This is a genomic window from Oceanobacter mangrovi, from assembly GCF_019740315.1.
Lineage (GTDB): Bacteria > Pseudomonadota > Gammaproteobacteria > Pseudomonadales > Oceanobacteraceae > Oceanobacter > Oceanobacter mangrovi.
Map to the genome: position 1 here is coordinate 99,882 of NZ_JAHXZR010000002.1, position 20,163 is coordinate 120,044.

Annotated in this window: 8 protein-coding genes; 7 read left to right on the forward strand and 1 reads right to left on the reverse strand. The window is 54.5% G+C overall.

Annotation, left to right across the window (positions count from 1 at the left end; all coding sequences use genetic code 11):
• Positions 1–135 precede the first annotated feature (135 nt).
• Positions 136–1,164 (reverse strand): AraC family transcriptional regulator, encoded by a 1,029-nt coding sequence (locus K6123_RS04610; protein ID WP_221794638.1) that lies wholly within the window; start codon positions 1,162–1,164, stop codon positions 136–138.
• A gap of 214 nt (positions 1,165–1,378) precedes the next feature.
• Here K6123_RS04610 and K6123_RS04615 point away from each other — a divergent pair, with 214 nt between their 5' ends.
• The 7 genes from K6123_RS04615 (at position 1,379) to K6123_RS04645 (ending at position 20,151) form a co-directional block, all read left to right on the forward strand.
• On the forward strand, positions 1,379–2,173 hold the full coding sequence (locus tag K6123_RS04615; protein WP_221794640.1) for a substrate-binding periplasmic protein: 795 nt from the start codon (positions 1,379–1,381) through the stop codon (positions 2,171–2,173).
• Positions 2,174–2,182: 9 nt separating this feature from the next.
• Entirely contained in the window at positions 2,183–7,018 is a 4,836-nt protein-coding gene (locus K6123_RS04620; protein WP_221794642.1) for a response regulator, read from the forward strand.
• 311 nt (positions 7,019–7,329) lie between these two features.
• Positions 7,330–8,412: an HD-GYP domain-containing protein gene (locus tag K6123_RS04625; protein ID WP_221794644.1), complete on the forward strand. Its 1,083-nt coding sequence runs from the start codon at positions 7,330–7,332 to the stop codon at positions 8,410–8,412.
• A 390-nt stretch (positions 8,413–8,802) separates the two neighbouring features.
• Entirely contained in the window at positions 8,803–10,563 is a 1,761-nt protein-coding gene (locus tag K6123_RS04630) for a hypothetical protein (protein WP_221794646.1), read from the forward strand.
• 76 nt (positions 10,564–10,639) lie between these two features.
• Positions 10,640–16,441: a DUF5017 domain-containing protein gene (locus K6123_RS04635; protein WP_221794648.1), complete on the forward strand. Its 5,802-nt coding sequence runs from the start codon at positions 10,640–10,642 to the stop codon at positions 16,439–16,441.
• A gap of 767 nt (positions 16,442–17,208) precedes the next feature.
• Positions 17,209–18,192 (forward strand): TAXI family TRAP transporter solute-binding subunit, encoded by a 984-nt coding sequence (locus K6123_RS04640; RefSeq protein ID WP_221794650.1) that lies wholly within the window; start codon positions 17,209–17,211, stop codon positions 18,190–18,192.
• A gap of 147 nt (positions 18,193–18,339) precedes the next feature.
• Positions 18,340–20,151 carry a TRAP transporter permease gene (locus K6123_RS04645; RefSeq protein ID WP_343223967.1) on the forward strand — a complete coding sequence of 604 codons (1,812 nt, stop codon included), beginning with the start codon at positions 18,340–18,342 and terminating at the stop codon, positions 20,149–20,151.
• Positions 20,152–20,163 lie beyond the last annotated feature (12 nt).

A 20,163-nucleotide genomic window follows, 5' to 3' on the forward strand; every position in this document is an offset into this window, starting at 1 on the left:
CTGGTCAATCACCCGGCGGGTTTTATTTCGTCATTGATACTGCTAACTGGCGGTCGTTGCTGCTTGACATTAGATGCATGAAATTTGACATTTTATGACACTTTAATTTGACATCGCTGGCGTATCTCCGTTCCCTCATCGGGAATATTCGCTGACTTGGCTCACTTGCCGCCAGTGTTGCGGCGCAACTCCGGACCAGCGCTTGAAGGCACGCGAAAAGGCGCTCAGCTCAGAGTAACCAAGATTCAGCGCGACATCCGTGATCGAACGATTCTGTTCCAGTTCGCTGCGGGCAATGCCAAAACGGGCTTCGTCCATCAGGCTGCGGAATTCCGTGCCCGACTGCTTCAACGCCCGTTGCAGGCCGCGCACGTTCATTCCCAGCATTGGCGCAATGGTTGGCAGCGTCGCTTCTCCAAGTGGAATCAATTCATGAATCAGTCGCGATACCCGGGCGCTTAGTGGCTGCTGATGGCCGCGGCTGGCCTGACTGAGAAATTCTTCCAGATACTGTTTCAAAGTCGGCTGGGCAGGGTACGGCGGACTCGTCAGCATTGCCGTTGGCAGACGCAAGGCATTGCCGGGCTGTTTGAAATGCAGACTGGCGCGACTGAACTCGCGATAGCTGGCGATGGGGGCGCGGAGGTCGTGCTGGAACAGCAGCTCGATTTGATCGGCCCAGGCTGGTGCCAATTCGCTCAATACCCGGTATCCCAGCATCAGGCTCAGCTCGGTTAGCTGCACCAGCTCGAGCGTTGGGTTTGGGGTCAGATCAAAATACAGCAAACTGCTCTGGCCCTGGGATTCAAGCCGTAGCTGGGCGCCATCAGAATGCAGGTGCAAATATTTCTGGATCACGCCGACACTGTCGCCAACCGTACCTTGTTGGGCGGCCAACAGGCCTAATGGACCAAAAGTGATCAGTCCCTGGTGGCTGGCGAGCTCAAAGCCAAACAGCGGATGGTGACTGAGCGTCGCGGCATGATTGAGCAATCGTGGCAGACTGTCGTGTGGCAGCGGCAGATCGACGGATCTTAATACGGCGGCCGGAATGCCCTGGCTGGCCAGCAACTGCAACGGGTTAATGCCGAGTTTGTGGCAGAGTGGCGAAAAGCCCATCAGCGCCCGGCTTCTGACATGCTTCGAAGGCTGGGAATGATTCATGGCGGTCTTTTTTATTATTGGCTGAGTCGATCTTCCTGTGGATGTCAGCCGTTGTCAAACGCTTGTATGAATTTGCATGTGGCCGTTCGTCTGACGGCCTTGGCAGGGCGCTGAATTTGTCTGAGGGCGTGCTAGCATTACTACAGCTCTATTATTTTCCCGACTTTTTTGATCCTGAATTATTTAATCTCCCGCTAAGGGATCTGGAGCCTGTGTGGCTGAACGTGGAAGAGCCTGGCAACTGCTTGTCGCCCTGGTAATGGTTGTGATGGTGGCGCTGCCGGTGCAGGCGCGGCCGGTGTTGAATGTTGCGATCTGTGATGATTTTCCACCGTTTTATTATCGCGATGAAGACGGCAGCTTGCGCGGAGCTTCCTATGAAATTGCACTCGAACTGGCCGGGCGGCTGGGCTATGACATGCGGGTCAGCCAGTTTGCCACTATGCGGTTGATGTTGGCCGAACTGGAATCTGGCCGCCAGGATCTGGCGGTCAACCTGACGGCTACACCAGAGCGTCAGCAGCTGGCGCTGTTTACCCAGACGCCGCATCTTATCGAGTCGCATCATTTGATTGCCCGGGCTGATAACCGGCTGGAATTTGACGGTCAGATTGGCAGTTTGAGCCGTTACCGCCTTGGGCTGATTTTGGGCTGGACTTATGGCGCAGCGCTCGACAATGCCGCTTATCTCGACAAGTCCTATGCCAGCAGTTCGGTGGAGCAGTTGAAAAGCCTGATTGCCGGACGCTTTGATCTGGCAGTCAACAACCCCCAGTTCATGTTGTATCTGGCGCATCAGCTGGGCATTTCAAAATCCATCCGGGTGATAGAACCGGCGGTGTTTGAATTGCCGGTGACCATGGCGGTATCGCGGCGTTATCCGCGCGCGGAACAATTGCGTAACGCACTGGAAGCCGCGATTCAGCAGTTCCGCCAGGAAGCTGGCTATCAGGAGATTCTCCAGCGCTACGGTTTTTCGGTTGATTCTGGTCTGGCTGACGGAGGCTGACGGGCATCTATGAAACGACCTTCATCATACTTGTTAGCAAGGCCTGCAGGGGTATTGGTACTGCTATTGTGGGGGTTGCTGCTGGCCTGCAAGGCTGCTGCAATCGATGCGACGGTTGGCTCGGATTATTCGGGCCCGATGCTGGTGGCCGCAGCGGACAACACGGTAAATAACACGACAAATTCGCAGGTACGAAGGTTCGACCGCGGCACTGTGTTTCGGGCAAGCCTGACTGCCGAGCAGCGGCAGTGGCTGAAAGAGCATCCCTATATCCGGCTTGGGGGGGACCCTGACTGGAAGCCGTTTGAATATGCCGACAAATATGGTGAATACCAGGGCATAGTGCCGGACTATGTTGATCTGGTTGCCGAGCTGCTGGATGTTGAACTTGTCTATCAGCCGGTAAATTCCTGGAATGAGGTTCTGGCTGGATATAAAAATGGTCTGATTGACCTTATTCCAGATATCGCTGTGGCACCTGAACGGGTCGGGCAGTATTTATTCACCAATTCATATCTTGACGTCCCGACGGTTGTTATTAGTCGCCGCTCAACGCCTTCACTTGAAATACAGGAAATGGCTGATCTGAAAATCGGGGTGGTCGAGGGGTATGCGGCGGGTCTGTGGTTGCAGGAAAAATATCCAGATTTGGCGGTAGTCTATGTAAAAACGGTATCGGAAGGCATGCAGCAGGTATCAGCAGGCTTCCTGGATGGCATCCTGGCCAATCAGATTGTCGCACTGGATCAGGTTAAAACCCTTGGTCTGGACAACCTCAAGGTTAACTTCGTAACGGATATTGAATACCGACTGGCTTTTGGTATCCGCACAGACTGGCCAGAATTGATACCGATTTTGAACCAGGCACTGGCGTCGATTACACCAGCCGAACGTGACAGGATTCGCAATCGCTGGATCGATGTAGACCTGCAACAAATGGCGGTTGCCAGCAACACTCCAAGGATTGTGCCGCCGCAGCCAACCGACAGTCTGCCACTGTTACTATTGGTACTGATGACGTTGGGGCTGGCAAGTGTCGTTATGTTGCTGGCCTGGATGGTTAGCCGCCGTTCAGCGGATGCTATTGAGCTATACCAGTCTGGCAAATTGCGCACTATCACCGTGCTTTCGATTTGTTCGGTACTGGTGCTGGTCTGGGCGGTGGCCTGGTATTCACTGGCTCGGGAAGAACAGATCACCCGCAAGCGTACCGGTGATGCCCTGCAAACCGTGTTGCAATCGGCCCATGAAACCCTGCTGTATTGGGTGCAGGGACAATTGCGAATGGTATCGCTGATTGCCCGTGAGTCGGATCTGGCGACCCTGTTTAACGCCACCGCTGGCTTGTCACAGCAGCAACTGGCGAATGTCATGCCATTATCGCTATCGGGAAAAGGTCATCAGGCGGGGGAAATTGAAGACTGGCAATTCAGCATGATTCTGGCTGATGGCACGCCGGTTTTTGACAAGGCCTTTCCGGTCGATCATTTGCTGTTCGACGAATTGCAGCCAGCATTTGACGGTGAAGCAATATTTATCCCACCGCAACGGGTACCGGGCAGCGAGGATATCCGTATGTATTTTGCTGCGCCGGTGCAAGACTATCGTGGCAAGGTCATTGGGGTGGTGATTGCTGCGGTTGATCCGCTGGGCACACTATCGACGATTCTCAATGGCCAGATTGGTGAAACGGGCGAATCCTACGCGATTAACCGCGATGGCTATATGGTCTCCAACAGCCGTTTCATCGACCAGCTGGTACAGATTGGCCGCTTGCAGCCGGGCCAGAGCAACATTCTCAACGTGCGTTTGACCGATCCGGGCGGCGACCTGGCCGCAGGTGCTGCAACGAGCCAGAGTCAGGCAGACTGGCCGTTAACAGATCTCGCCAAATCCATTCAACAAGGTAAATCCGGTATCAGCTTGCTCGGCCAGAATAACTATCGTGGCGAGCCGGTGATCAGTGCCTGGGTATGGGAGCCGACACTGGGGCTGGGTGTTGTCAGTGAAATGGATGTATCCGAAGCTCTGGCTGGCTACTACGTCTCGCGCAATACGCTCTACCTGGTGCTAGGCATCACTTTGCTGCTCACTCTGTTGTTATTGGGGTTCAGCTTCTGGCTCGGCGATCGGGCTAACCGGGCACTGGTGCGATCACGCAACGAGCTGGAAGACAAGGTTGCTGAGCGCACCGAAGAACTCAGCAAAAGCCGCAACATGATGCGGATGGTATTCGACAATATTCCCGACCTGATCTTTGCCAAGGACGGCGACGGCGTCTATATCGAAGTCAACAGGGCGATGGAAGCTTTTCTTGGTCGTGAGCGGGGCGATATTCTCGGCAAAAATGATTATCAGCTGTTTCCGGAAGATACTGCTACCGAGTTCCGCCACCACGATGCCGCGATGATGGCTGCTGGCGAATTGCGGCGCAATGAGGAGTGGGTGGTTTACCCTGATGGCACCCGGGTCTTGCTGGATACCATCAAGGCGCCGTTTGTGGTCAACATGATCGGTGTCGGGCAGGGCATTGGTGTGCTGGGATTGTCACGCGACATTACTGATCGCAAACAGGCCGAGCTGGAACTGGCCAAGGCCAAGGAAGCAGCGGAAGAAGGTACTCGGGCCAAGTCCGAATTTCTCGCCAATATGTCCCACGAAATCCGTACGCCAATGAACGCCATTATTGGCATGTCGTATCTGGCGCTGGATACCGAGCTGACACTGCAGCAGCGTAACTATTTACAGAAAATACACAGTTCGGCCGAGTTGTTATTGGGCATCATCAACGACATTCTCGACTTCTCCAAAATCGAAGCTGGTAAATTGCAGCTGGAAAGCACCCAGTTTCAGCTCGAACAGGTGTTCGATACACTGGCCAGCCTGATTGGCCTGAAGGCCGAAGAAAAAGGTCTGGAATTATTGTTTGATCTCGCTGACAACCTGCCCTCGGCACTGATCGGCGATCCGCTGCGGCTGGGGCAGGTACTGGTGAATCTGGGCGGCAACGCCGCCAAGTTTACCGAAGAAGGTGAAATTATTTTCCGGGCCAGGGTGCTGTCAGAAGATCCGCAAACCGTCCAGCTGCAGTTCGACGTCGAAGACTCCGGTGTGGGGCTTAACGCCGAACAACTGGCGACGCTGTTCCATTCGTTCTCGCAGGCGGATTCCTCAACGACCCGTAAATACGGTGGTACCGGATTGGGGCTGGCGATCAGTAAAAGCCTGGTCGAAAAAATGGACGGCCGCATCTGGGTGGATAGTACGCCGGGTGTCGGCAGCCAGTTCCACTTCACCGTGGCGCTGGGCAAACAGCCGGAAGCACGGCGCCCCGACAAGGACGAAGACAAATCCTTGCTGTCTGGCATGCGGGTCCTGGTGGCGGACGATAACGCGTCCTCGCGGATGATTCTCTGTGCCATGTTGAATTCATTCGGTATGCGGGTCGATCAGGTTGCCAATGGCGAAGATGCGTTGGCGATGGTCGAACAGCAACAGCAAGCATCGCCGTATCAGCTGGTGTTGCTGGACTGGAAAATGCCCGGTCTGGATGGTGTTGAAACCGCTCGGCAACTGTTCTCGCGGCGGGGCAGTGGGCCGCTGCCAACGCTGATTATGGTGACGGCCTACGGCAAGGATGAAGCCCGCCAGGCCGCCGAAGATGTGGCGATTAATGGCTTCCTCAATAAACCGGTGACACCCTCCGGGCTGCTCGACAGCATTCTGGTGTGCATGGGCAAACAACGTTTGTCTCTGCAGAGCCGCCATGAAACCGATGACCTCAAAACCATTACTGCCAGCCTCGCAGGAGCCAGAATCTTGCTGGTAGAAGACAACCCGATTAATCAGGAGTTGGCGCTGGAATTGTTGCTGCGGCATGGCTTGCTGGTGGAAGTCGCCAACAACGGCCAACAGGCGCTGGAGCGGCTGCAACAACAGAACTTTGATGGCGTCTTGATGGATTGCCAGATGCCGGTGATGGACGGCTATGAAGCTACTCGCCAGATTCGCAATCAGCCGCAGTGGGCCGATTTGCCGATACTGGCAATGACCGCCAATGCCATGGTCGGCGACCGCGACAAGGTACTGGCGGTGGGTATGAACGACCATATCAGCAAGCCGATCAATGTCAGGAACATGTTTGAAATCATGGCCAAATGGATTGCGCCGGTCGAAGGTACAAACCTGGCGGAACAGCCTGTGGCTGGTTCCGATACTCGCCACAGCAGTGCCCCCGAGTTGCCACAACTGCCGGGCTTTGATACGGCCATTGGCCTGCACAGTACCCAGGGCGATCTGCAGCTATATCGACGCCTGCTGCAACGGTTTGCCCATGAGTATGAGAATTTTGCCGAACAGGTGACAGCGGCTCTCGACAGCGCTGACTGGGAACTGGCCCACCGGCTGGCTCACACCCTCAAAGGGCTGGCTGGCAGCCTTGGTGCTCGTGCTGTACAACTGGCCGCAACCGAACTGGATATGGCCTGTCGGCAGCAGCTGATGGCGGATGCCCGTCAGCAACTGAGCCTGACCTGCGAGCAGCTGCAGCCAGCGTTGGCGGGCCTGCAACAGCTGGACAGCGCCCCAGAGAAATTGCCGCCTGAGCCACTCGAACAGCCAGACGAGGACCTCAATGAGTTACTGCAAAACCTGCAGCAGCTGCTGCAAGAGTACGATACCCAGGCTGCCGAGCTGTTGAAACGGGTACAGGCGTCGCCTGCAATGGCCATTTATCAGCCACAGCTTGAGGCCATTGCCCACAGTCTGGAAAACTATCAATTTGAAACTGCCAGTGAACAGTTGACACAGCTGCAGTTGACACAGCCGCAATCGTTAATGGAATAAGCCATCAATCACCGCTGGCATACGGTTAAAACAGGATGCTGATGGGTTTATTTATAACGCGGTGACTGAATACACTCTGTTATACAGTGTGTACAGATATGCCAATTGCAGACTGTCCGCAGCAACTTCGAACGGTTTGGATATACTGATTGAATCAGGGAAAATAGCTGATGCAGCTATTTTCCCGAAACAATCCTTTTATGGTGGTTGCTCCGGCCGTTAACTGGTTGATCGATACATGCCGTCATCGGCAGTAATTTACCGGCGGCGCCGGTTTTGCTGTGAGTAGTGCAGGAGCCAACGGAACATTGATGATACAGCCATTGAATAACGCACCAACCCTGCTGGTTGTCGATGATCGACCAGAAAATATTGACATGTTGGTTGGCATTCTGCGACCGGAGTTCCGGGTCAAAGCCGCGCTCAGTGGCGAACAGGCACTCAAGATTGCCGCCATCTCACCACATCCTGATCTGATCCTGCTGGACATCATGATGCCGGGCCTGGATGGCTACGAAACCATCGAACTGCTGAAAAGCGACCCCAGAACCAGCCATATTCCGGTTATTTTTGTGACTGCCAAAAGTGAAGTCGGTGATGAGGAACGGGGCTTTGCACTGGGCGCTGTTGACTACATTACCAAGCCTCTCAGTCCACCGATTGTGTTGGCGCGGGTGCGCACGCACCTGGCCCTGCATGACCAGAATCGGGTGCTGGAACAAAAGGTGATCCAGCGTACCGAGGAGCTGAACGCCACCCGCTTGCAGATCATTCGCCGGCTCGGTCGGGCAGCCGAATTCAAGGACAACGAAACCGGCATGCACGTGATTCGTATGAGTCACTATTCCAGAATCATTGCCGAAGGCATTGGCATGCCGGAAAACTGGACCCGGCTGCTGTTCGAAGCGGCGCCGATGCACGACGTCGGTAAAATCGGCATCCCCGACCGTATCTTGTTGAAGCCGGGTAAACTGGATGCGGAAGAGTGGGAACTGATGAAAAAGCATGCCCAGTTTGGTGCCGACATTATTGGTGAAGACGGTTCCGAGCTACTGCAAATGGCGCGGATAATTGCCGCCACTCATCATGAAAAGTGGAACGGCAGTGGTTATCCCGCTGGTTTGAAAGGCCGTAATATTCCATTGGAAGGGCGCATCGTTGCCATTGCTGATGTCTTTGATGCGCTGACAACCGAACGGCCGTACAAAAAAGCCTGGTCGGTCGAACGGGCGATTGAACTGATCCAGAGTGAATCTGGCAGCCATTTTGATCCCACGCTGGTAACCGCATTCTGTGATGCACTGGAGACGATTCTGGAGATCAAATACCAGTTCGCGGAAGAAGACATTCCTGGGCCTGCATCCGTCGACGCTACTACCGAACTGCCTCACTGACCGCTGTTTCTGCTGGCAAGGCATGCCTTGCCCCGACGCAAACCCACCGTTTCTCTCCAGAACTCTTGCGGATAAAAACCGAGTCTTACTCCGGCGCAATCCCACCATTCTTCATAGGGTCACGACCTGTCGTGACGACGATCCGATGTAAGTCTCCTATATTCTTATAAATTCCTGAATTTCAATAATTGATCAATGAATGGCGATACTTGTGCCTGTGTCAAATATCCTTAACTGTAGTGAAATGTAAATAACACGGGTTTTTCACATCAAGTGTCCAGAGTTGCACCACTTTTGAACACAAACTCAACCGATAGGTCAGCAAATATCAGCCTTTAAGTCAGGCTGAAGCAGCTTGTCGGCTGACAGTACTCTGGCGTTGTTGACTTGATGGAATCAAAAAAAGGCACGGAAAAGAACGACCTGCTGGCCTGGTCGTTGGGTATTTTGCTGTTTTCGGCAGCCGACTCCGGCGTTGCCGATATGCACAATGCTGAAGCCGTGATTCCACCTCAGTGCTACACCAAAACGGAAGGCAAGTTTAACCCTTGCTATATCTGCCATCAGACACACCCCAAGGGCAGCCGTCGTAATGTAATGAACGATGGTGAGCTGCAGGGGGAGTATTCCTTTTCCGAGGTTGGTGAAACCAACCACTGGGCCAACCTGTTTCATTCCCGCCAGGCCGAAATCGATAGCATCAGCCACGATCAGATTCTCAGCTATGTACGCGAAGACAATTACAGCGCCTTGTTGCAAGCAGACAGCGGCGGTTACGTTGCAGATCTGCTCGATTACGGCAATCTGGCCGAGGCTTTTGATGACATGGGGTTCGCCCGGGATGGCAGCGGCTGGGTAGCGTTTAACTACAAGCCTTTGCCAAGTACTTTCTGGCCCACCAACGGCAACTTCGATGATGTGATTATCCGGCTGCCGGAAGCCTTTCGGCTCAACAACACTGGTGAGACGGATAACCGCCTGTATCTGCTGAACCTGTCGCTGGTGGAAATGGCCATCAAGCAACTCGACAGCATCTCCATTCCCGCCACGGACGAAGCGGCTATCGGTGTCGATCTGGACGGCGACGGCGTGCTGCAAACGGTCAGCCAAATGTGGGCGCGTGATCAGTATCTGGGGCAGGCGGCCAACGTTGCGGTACAGCCTCAGCAATATCCAATCGGCACGGAATTCCTGCACTCGCTGCGTTATCTGGATGTCGACGCAGACGGTTCGATCCAGCCTGCCAGGCGGATGAAGGAACTACGCTACAGCCGAAAATACAAGCCGTTGTCCGATGTTGCGCTACGTTATGCGTATAACCAGGAACACCGCGAAAAACTGGCGGGCAAACTGCCAACCTATTCCTGGCAGCAACCAGCGCCACAAGCGGGTATGAACAACAAGCTCGGCTGGGTCATCCAGGGCTGGATCGAAGACCAGAACGGCCAGCTGCGGTTGCAGAATTACGAAGAAAACTTCTTTTGCATGGGCTGCCATACCACCACCGGCACCACCATTGACAACAGTTTTGCATTCCCGCGCAAGGTTACCGGTGCTGCCGGCTGGGGTTATATCAACCTCAGAGGCATGGCGGACGTGCCGAACTATTCCACAGACGTTACGCAGTCAACCGGCGAATACCAGCAATATCTGGAACGCGTGGGCGGTGGGGACGAATTCCGCCAGAACCGCGAAATGATCGAAAAATGGTTTAACCGCGATGGCAGCCTCAACAAGGCTGCGGTCGCCCAGGCTGATGTCTATCAGCTGATTACTCCCTCCCGCGAACGCGCGTTAGCGCTTAACAAGGCCTATCAGCTGATCGTTCGCGAACAATCCTTTTATTTGGGCCGCGATGCGGTACTGGGCGAAGCCGTCAACGTTTATCAACACGTTGATCAGGATGCCGTACCGCTGTTACCTGCCAGTCGCCAGTTCCATTACGACCTCAGATTGCAGTGGCCAACCGCTGTGCGGCAGGTCGATACCGGCAACGCGGGCTCGTCAGTGACAGCAGCAGACCCACAACAGAATAGCCAGTCGGTATCGGCCAGCGCCGAAGCAGAGAACAACACCTCATCAGGAGGTGCCCTTGGGTTGTTGGCCCTGTGGGTACTGATGGCTGTGGCGAGGTGCGCTCGCCGGGCGTAAGTCGCAAACCCGCATGCTGCGTATGGCATGTGGGCCGTGGAATTCCAATACACTCAAAAGGATCGAGGACTACCTCATGACGAAAGCAACCCTGACCGGATTGCCTGTGTCAGTGATGCCTGCTGCCAAACAGTTGCTGACTGTTTCGGTAATTGCAGCATCGCTGACCATGGCAGGCTGTGGTTCGAGTAGCAACGGTAATGGCAACAAAGATACCGACACTACCAACACCGCACCAGAACTGACCCTGACTGCAGGCACTGCGCTGACCGAAGACAGTGTCTCGACCAGCTCGCAGGTCGCTACGATTGCGGCCACTGATGCTGATGGCGACAGCCTCAGCTACAGCCTGGGCGGCACCAACGCTACCTACTTCAACATCAGCAATAACAACGTTGTGTTGTCCAGCCAGGGTGTCGCGGCGGTCAATGATGACAGCTTGAACCTCACCAGTCTGACTGTGACGGTCAGCGTCAGTGATGGTAGCGAGTCTGTCAGTGACAGTGTGGCTGTGACCATTACCCGTATTGATGACTCAGCTCTGGATAACACAGCACCGGTACTGACTGCCACTGCCAATGGCGTGAGCGAAGACGATGTTGTTGAAGGCACTGTGGTCGCGACTTTCAGCGCTACTGATGCGGATGGCGACGAGCTGTCCTATCGCCTGGAAAACAACGACAACAATTATTTCGACATCAGCGGCAGCAATGTTGTGCTGACAGCGGCGGGTGTCACTGCTGTTAACGACGATGCCTTGAACCTGACGTCACTGACCGTGACTCTGGTGGCGACGGATACCCAGGCGACCGATTCACAAAGCCTGACCATCACCGTTAGCCGTATCGACGATACGCCGGTTGAAGAAGCACGCCTGATCAAGCTGTTTGAAGACGACTTTGAATCGGGTGCGATGGCCAAATGGACCGTGTTCAATCAGGTGGCAGGCAGCAACGACTGGCACGTGGAAACCTACAGTGGCGATCAGTTTGCGGTGGCCAACTGTTACGGCAGCTCTGGTGCGTGCGATACCTGGATGATCACTCCAGCGCTGGATGTGACCAACTTTGAAAGCGTTCGCATGGAGTTCAACACCGCCTGGAACTACGGTACTGGTACTGACCAGATCGCCCTGAAGGTGTCTACCGATTATGCCGGTGACCCGGCGACTGCAACCTGGACCGATATTTCCGACCGCGCGACCTGGTCAGCGGGTTCATTCGCGTTTACCGATTCCGGCGACGTTGATCTGTCCGACTTTGCTGGTCAGCCGATCTATGTGGCTTTCCACTACGCTTACCCGGTGACCGATGCCACCAAGTGGGAAGTGGACGACATTCTGATCGACGGTTACGGCACGGGTGATTTCCCGCTGGCAGCGGAAATCAACATCGGCGACGAAACCTTCTATGCCAATCGCGCCATCACCTTTAACGGTGCTGCCAATAACGGTGCCGGTGCGCCGTACAGCTATGCGTGGGACTTTGGTGATGGCAGTACCTCTACTGAAGCCAAGCCTTCCCATACCTATACCGCATCTGGCGCCTACGCAGTCAGCCTGACAGTGACTGACTCCGAGTCCAACGAGGCCAGTGCCAGCACCACGGTCAACGTCGACCCGCAAACCACCTTTACGATTCCGGCCAAGGCCGATGGCAACTTCCGTATTGCGACCTTCAACGCGGGTTTCGACCTGCAGAGCGCCGTCGGTGAGCAACAAGCTGCCTTCGCCGGTGGTGAATATCGTAAAGCCCAGAAAGTCGCTGAAGTGATTCAGCGTGCCAACCCGGATATCCTGCTGCTGAACGAAATCGACGGCAACGATGCTGGCGCCACTGTAGCCACCTTCAAACAGGATTACCTGGAAGTCGCTCAGGCCGACGACGTTGAAGCCGTCAGCTACGACTACGTTTATTACGGCGACAACGGCGACGACAACTACTGCAACACCGGCGCGCCAATTGAAGAAAGTGTTGCTGTCGACTTCAACAAGGATGGCGACAGCGATGACCCGGAAGACCGTTACGGTTTTGGTAACTACAACGGTCAGTACTGCATGGTGATCTTCTCCAAATACCCGATTGACGACAGTGCCGTGACCCGCACCTTCGCCAAGTTCAAGTGGGAAGACATGCCAGACTATCTGGTGCCAACACTGGATGGTGAAAACTGGTACACCGATGAAGAAATGTCGGTATTCCGTCTGTCTTCCAAAACCCACATCGACCTGCCGGTTAACGTGAATGGCACCACCGTTCACGTATTGGCCTCGCACCCAACACCACCAAGCTTCGATGGTGATGAGGATCGCAACGGTATTCGTAACTACGATGAAATCCGCCTGTGGGCAGACTACATCGACCCGGACAGCAACTACCTTTACGACGACCAGGGCAACGCCGACGTTTCACTGGCAGCCAATACCCGCTTCGTAATTCTGGGTGACGAAAATGCCTCCGCCAAAGAAGGTGATGCCTACGAAGTGGATGGTGTTCGCGCCATTGAGCAGCTGACCCTGAACCCGCTGGTGAACCCGAACCTGCACGAAGACAGCAGTACCTTCCAGGTGCCAACGTCTGCTGCTGGTACTGAAAACACCGACGACAGCATTTATGCGTCTACTCACACCGCTGGCTGGGCAATGCGTGCTGACTACGTACTGCCATCTGCCTATGGTCTGGAAATCGCCCAGAGCGGTATTTTCTGGCCACGTCATTCTGACGACCTGCACTATCTCATCGAAGCGGTCGACAGCGACGATATCGAAAGCTCTGACCACCGCATGGTGTGGATGGACCTGGCGCTAACCACCACCACAGTCACGGATGGCGAGACGGCGGATGCCTCCGCTGTTGAGCTGGCGGCGGACGACTTCAGCACGCTGGACGGCTTTATCGTTATCAGCGACGGTGAAAGCAGCAAAGACTGGTACGCCAGCTCTTATGGTGATTTGAAGTACGCCAAGATCTCTTGCTACAACGGTACTGAAAACTGCTCCGACTGGCTGATCAAGGCCGTTGATCTGACCAATGCGGTTGCCCCCGTGCTGTCGTTCGACAGCCTGCGTAACGCCTATGGCCCAGCGGATTCTTCTGAAATGTCGCTGCTGGTTTCCACGGATTTCAACGGTTCCGACGTTAACGCTGCAACCTGGACCGACTTGTCTGATCAGGTCAACTGGGCACCACAACCGTCTTCCGGTTATACCGATGCGATTGCTTCCGGCAACATTGATCTGTCCTCCTTTGAAGGTGAAAGCGTTTATATCGCCATCGTCTACAACAGCGACCCGGCCAACTCTGGTACCTGGGAAATTGCCAACCTGCTGGTTAGCGGCCAGGTTGCGCCATACGCTGAAGAAGACTTCTCCGATTTGAGCGGCTTCACCGTCGTCAGCTCAGGCGAAAGCAGCAAGGACTGGTACGCCAGCGCTTATGGCGATCTGCAGTATGCCAAGATCTCTTGTTATAACGGCGTTGAGAGCTGTGATGACTGGCTGGTGAAGACTGTCGATCTGAGCAGTGCGGTCAACCCGGTGCTGACTTTTGACAGCCTGCGTAACGCCTATGGCCCGTCAGATTCATCAGAAATGTCGCTGCTGGTTTCCAGCAACTTCAGCGGTGATGTTGATGCCGCCAGCTGGGATGACCTGAGTGATCTGGCCAACTGGGCTGCTCAGCCTTCTTCCGGTTACACCGATGCGGTGGCTTCCGGTGAGATTGATCTGTCTGGCTACAAGGGAAGCGTGATCTCTGTGGCGTTCCGATACACCAGTGACCCTGCCAACTCTGGCACCTGGGAAATCGCCAACTTCCTGGTTCAGGAAAAAGTGACGGCGGTTGAAGAACCAAGCCTGGGCACTGGCACCACGGAACTGGCCGACAGCGCTCCAGCCACCACGACACTGAACAACGTCAACCTGCGTACCGAAGGCACGCTGGCGTTTGAAGCAGTGGCAGTACCTGAGTCAACCTCAGCCGAAGCCTTTATGGCCATCGGTTCCTCTGGCCTGAGCATTGATGGTGTGGCCATCGAAAACTCTGGCTACAAGACGCTGCTGAAGTCGGGCGACCTGATCGACGGTAACACCTACGCCCAGGTCAAGGACAACCAGGGCACCGACCTGTTTGTTTCCAACTACAACGAGTTCATGTCGATCCTGCCGATTGGCGACCGCATCTTTGCTGTCAGCCAGTTTGAAAACATTCCAGGCGGTATGCACCTGCTGGAACTGCAGCAAGACAGCACTACCGGTGAACTGAGCCCAATCTCAACCCAGGCTCTGGACTTCGCTGCCGTTCATGGTGGCTACAACCACTGTGCTGCTGTGGTCACGCCATGGAACACCCACCTGGCGGCGGAAGAATATGAGCCAAATGCGCGTCTTCGCTCCGCAGCGACCGGTGCTATCGACAGCTACTACGATCCGATTGAAGACTACTTCGCTGATCTCAGCCTCAGCCAGGTGAACCCGTACTGGTACGGCTACCCGGTTGAAGTGACTGTGAATGTGGATGGTTCTGACGTGACCACCGACATCGTCAAACACTACTCGGTGGCCCGTGTGTCTATCGAAGTGCCTTACGTGATGCCAGACCGCAAAACCATGTACCTGACCGACGACCAGTCAACTGGCGGCGGCTTGTACATGTACGTGGCTGACACTGCTGAAGACTTGTCCGCCGGTACCCTGTATGCGATGAAGTGGAACCAGACCGACGCCGGCTCCGATGCCAACGCCAATATTGGCGCGGCTGACATCGAATGGATCAACCTGGGTCATGCCACAGACGCTGAAATCGCCGCTCTGATCGAAGGAGACGACGCGCTGCAATTTGCCGACATCTTCGACGCCGTCGCTGTGGTTAACGGTGAATGTCCGCTGGGCTACAACAGCATCAACTACCTGGGCACCCAGGAATGTCTGAAGCTGAACGCCGGTATGGAACAATCCGCTTCACGTCTGGAAACCCGTCGTTACGCGGCGCTGCAAGGTGCCACGGTTGAGTTAGCCAAGGAAGAAGGTTTCACCTACAACCCGCACAATCACAAGGCCTACATGGCCATCACCAACGTGGTTAAGGCAATGCTCAATGGCAGCAACGAAGACGGCGGTGCCAACGACATCCGTATCGCCAATGCCAACCAGTGTGGCGGTATCTACGAACTGTCACTGGGCAGCAACAGCGATATTGGCTCTGAGTTTGTAATCGGTGCTGCTGCCGGTCTGGTGGCGGGTATTCCATCCGGTTCTTCCTGTGATGTCGAGGGCCTGTCCGGTCCGGACAACGTTGCCTACGTTGGCTACAACACCCTGATCATCACCGAAGACACCGGCTACCATGCCAACAACTTTGTCTGGTCATATAACCTCGAAACCGCAGCACTGACCCGTATCTTCTCGGCCCCAAGCGGCGCTGAAAATACTGGCCCGTACATGTTCAACCAGATCAACGGCTTCGCTTACATCACCAACGTGGTGCAGCACCCTGGTGACGAGTCTGTCGATCCATCCGCTGGTAACGAAGCCCAGATCGGCTACTTCGGCCCGATTCCGGTGACAGCGGCAGGCAGCTCCAGCACCGCCATGAGCGTGACGGATGCACTGGCCGTAACCGTTGATCAGCAAGTGGTGGATGTCGTGGGTGTGGTTACCAGCACCGTTATCAACGGTGACTACGCGATGGAAATTGCGGATGTTGACGACGCCAGCCAGGTGATTGTTGTGAAACTGGAAACCGACCAGCGCGCCAGCTGGGGCCCGTCAAGCAACCCATCTGCGGTTGGCACAACCGTTGTGGTAACCGGTGAACGTGATCTGGATGGCTATGCTGGCCGTCAGAGCATCGAAGGCGTTACCTCCATTGTTGCCCAATAAGACTCAGCTTCGGCTGACTCTCAAAGCCGCTACCTTCGGGTAGCGGCTTTTTGTTTTGGGTGTATCAGAGAAAATCTGGCAAGGCATGCCTCGCCCCTAAGAAAAACACCGCCCTTCACAGGGTCACGACATGTCGTGACAACGGCCCTGAATTACCCCGGAACTGTAGGTTGGGCCATGCCCAACAACTGATGGGCACGGCCCATCTTACACATGAAATCTCATTTGCCCTCCAAGGGTGCCATTTGTAAAGCGTGCGTAGGGTCACGACATGTCGTGACATAACGGCGGAGACAACAAGCGTAGTCCGGTTCCCCTTGGGCAAAACGCCTGACAAACCTGCCACCAGGAGAATGCATCCGATGTGTGCATTCTAAATGCGCACTGTGTGCTGTTCTGATGCGCTATTAACCGTGACTCTGAATCCAGAGCGGCGAATTTCCGATTTTTTGCGTTTTAGCTGAAATTTTTCTGAATTGAATCCAAGTTATTGAAATTAATGGTTTTTTAATAAAAACAAAACATTGATTCAGATCAAAAATAGCACTTTTGGCCCCTTGGCATCCAACCTGCTAAATCCTCTGTACATGTGATTAAACAATTCATCCGTGATTGAAGGATGAATTTTTTGATTTCTAACCAACTGATTTTTATTGAAAAAAATCGGCTGGTTTTAAGGGGATGTTACTGGAATTACCAAAAAACAAGTGTGTACGTTGTTTTTGGTGGTTCGAATCATGATTTTGCAGATACCGGAGGATGACCCGATGTTGAAGAAAGCCCTGTGGACCACCATGGCCTGCCTGGCTGCTCATTCAATGAGCGCACAGGCCGCCGAGCCGATGAACCTGAACCTCTGTGGAGGCAGCCCGAATGGCCTCTGGAGCTTGCTGGGCGTCGGCCTGGATCGGGTGGTGAAGGCCGAAAACCCGGACTCCAGCGTGACCTATCAAACCTCGTCTGGCGGATTTGCCAACATTATGCAGCTCAAGAAAGGTGCCTGTGATCTTGGCATTGTGCACCTCGGCGAAGCCAGTCTGGCCGAGGCTGGCAAAGCGCCATTCCGGGCACCAGAGAAAGACTTTGGAGTCGTCGCGGTGCTGTATAACTGGGCACCGACCCAATGGGTCATGACGGAAGAATTTGCGGCCAAATATGGCATCAGCTCGTTGCAGGATCTGGCCGATAAAAAGCCGCCAGTCCGCATCGTGATGAACCGCAAGGGCATTTTGCCGTCGATGGTTGCGGAAGACGAACTGGCCAGCCTGGGGGTCAGCGTGGATGACATCAAGAGTTGGGGTGGCAGTGTGGTGAATCAGGGGTCTTCGGTGGCTTCTGAATTGATCCAGAACCGTCGCGCTGATATGTGGGTGAACCAGACCTTTGTCGGCAGCTCGGCGATTCGGTCGATGTCTGAAAACATGGGCATGCGCTTGCTGGAAGTACCAGACAGCGTGGTCGATGCAATGTCAGCCAAGTATGGTGATACGCCATTTACCATCAGCGCAGACTCATACGAATGGCTCGGCAAGGATATTCGCAGTAACGCTGCAACTGCCATGCTGGTGGTCTCCGACAAACTGGCGCCACAAGTGACCGAAGCACTGACGTCAGCCCTGATTGAGCATATTGACCTGATGCAAGGCATTCATTCTGCGATGGGCAAACTCACGCCGGATGTTCTGAAATCGCAAACCCGATTGCCGTATAGCCCGGGAGCAGTAGCTGCCTATAACAAGCACGGTTTGTAATTAAATCGATATAACGATTTTCGGAGTGATGCCTTGAATATTTCAACATCGCTGGGGGTCGCCTTGCTTTCTACGGGATATCGTAGAAAGCCTGCGGGATTACTCAATAAGTTTGTCAGTCTATATGGTTTTGCGATTGCTGGCTGGGTGCTTTGGTCAACAATATTCTCCACCTCGGATGTATTGTTACTGACTATTGTCTACCTGACCCAAATGCTGGTGCTGGTATTTATCATATTTTCGCCATCGAGTTCGGACAGTTCAAATAAACCCGGAATGACCGATTATGGTATGGCCGCGTTATCCTTCTTGTGCTCGATGTTTTTTCTGCTGAATATGGATGAACTGACTGATCGTATCAGCCTGCTGACACCGTTAACCGATATGCAGTTTTATGTTGGTGTCGCCGTAACCTTGCTGACTCTGGAAGCCACCCGCCGTACCGTTGGGTTGGGGTTAACCATGATCGCCATGCTGTTTATTGGCTACAACCTGCTGGGTCACAAGCTTACTGGCGAATTCAGCCACGGTTATATTCCGCTGGCCGATTTTATCGACATCAATATCTACACCAGTGATGGCCTGTTTGGCGTACCGGTGCGGGTCGCGGCAACCTATGCCTTCCTGTTTGTGATGTTCGGAACCTTCCTGGAAGCGGTGAAGGGCGGTGACTTCTTTTTCCGGCTGGCCTCAAAACTGACCGGTAAAACTATCGGTGGCCCGGCCAAGGTGGCGATTATCTCATCGGGTCTGTTTGGCACGGTTTCCGGCAGTCCGACGGCGGACGTGGTGACCACCGGCTCGGTCACCATTCCATTGATGCGGCGGCTGGGATTTTCGAAAGACCTGTCGGCAGGGATCGAAGTATCGGCGTCTACCGGTGGCAGTTTGCTGCCGCCAATCATGGGCTCGGTAGCCTTTATCATGGCGGAATATACCGGCCTGGCGTACAACCAGATCATCATCGCCTCGCTGATTCCGGCAGTGCTGTATTACGTGGGCGTGTATCTGCAGGTGCATCTGTACTGTCTGTCGCATGGCGTCGGGCAGCAGCAGGGTGAAGAAATCCCGCGCTGGAGTGAGGTGTTCGAAGGGGCGTGGATGTTCCTGGTGCCATTCACGGCCATGGTGGTGCCTTTGGTGCTGGGCTATTCGCCGACCTTTGTTGCCATCTTCGGAATCGCCGCCATTCTGGTGGTGTCACAGTTGCCTGGCAAACGCCGTATTCCGGTGCGAGAGTTGCTGAACAGCTTCCCGCAATCAACGATTCGGATGGTTGGCGTCACGGCTGCCTGCGCCTCGGCCGGGCTGGTGATTGGCGGCATTACCATGACGGGCCTGGGCACCAAGTTCTCGGCGCTAATTCTGATGCTGGCCGGTGACAGCCAGTTTATGACTCTGGTGTTGAGCGCGGTAGTGACCATTGTGCTGGGTATGGGGATGCCAACCCCAAGCGCCTATATTCTGGCGGCTGTGCTGGTTGGCCCAACCCTGGTGAATCATATGGGCTTGCCGATTATGTCGGCCCATCTGTTTATCCTGTATTACGCGGTTCTGTCGGCACTGACACCACCGGTTGCGGTGGCTGCCTATGCCGCTGCAGGCTTGTGTCACGGTAATCCAATATCCATTGCGGCTACCGCGGTGCGTTTGTCGGCGATTGCTTTTGTATTTCCGTTTTCCTTTATCTATAACCCCGGCGTCTTGCTTAACGGCTCGGTAGTGGAATGTATTCTGGCGATTATTCAGGCATTGATGGCGACCGTTTCAATTGCAATTGCGGCGGAAGGATATTGGTCTCACAAGATTCATCCGGTTGCCCGTTTGGTGATATTGGCCTGTGGTATATCACTGCTGGCACCTGGTGATTATTACTCGATTATTCCTGTAATTCTGGTGGCTGCCATTCTGGTAGCACTCAGAAAAGAAATGTCTGGTGTATTGGCCAGAACTGTTTGAAATAAATCCTGT

Bases quoted from the DNA above. Each gene is read 5' to 3' on its own strand.
- K6123_RS04610 (WP_221794638.1), bottom strand. From the start codon at position 1,164: ATGAATCATTCCCAGCCTTCGAAGCATGTCAGAAGCCGGGCGCTGATG.
- K6123_RS04620 (WP_221794642.1), top strand. From the start codon at position 2,183: ATGAAACGACCTTCATCATACTTGTTAGCAAGGCCTGCAGGGGTATTG.
- K6123_RS04635 (WP_221794648.1), top strand. From the start codon at position 10,640: ATGACGAAAGCAACCCTGACCGGATTGCCTGTGTCAGTGATGCCTGCT.
- K6123_RS04625 (WP_221794644.1), top strand. From the start codon at position 7,330: ATGATACAGCCATTGAATAACGCACCAACCCTGCTGGTTGTCGATGAT.
- K6123_RS04640 (WP_221794650.1), top strand. From the start codon at position 17,209: ATGTTGAAGAAAGCCCTGTGGACCACCATGGCCTGCCTGGCTGCTCAT.
- K6123_RS04630 (WP_221794646.1), top strand. From the start codon at position 8,803: ATGGAATCAAAAAAAGGCACGGAAAAGAACGACCTGCTGGCCTGGTCG.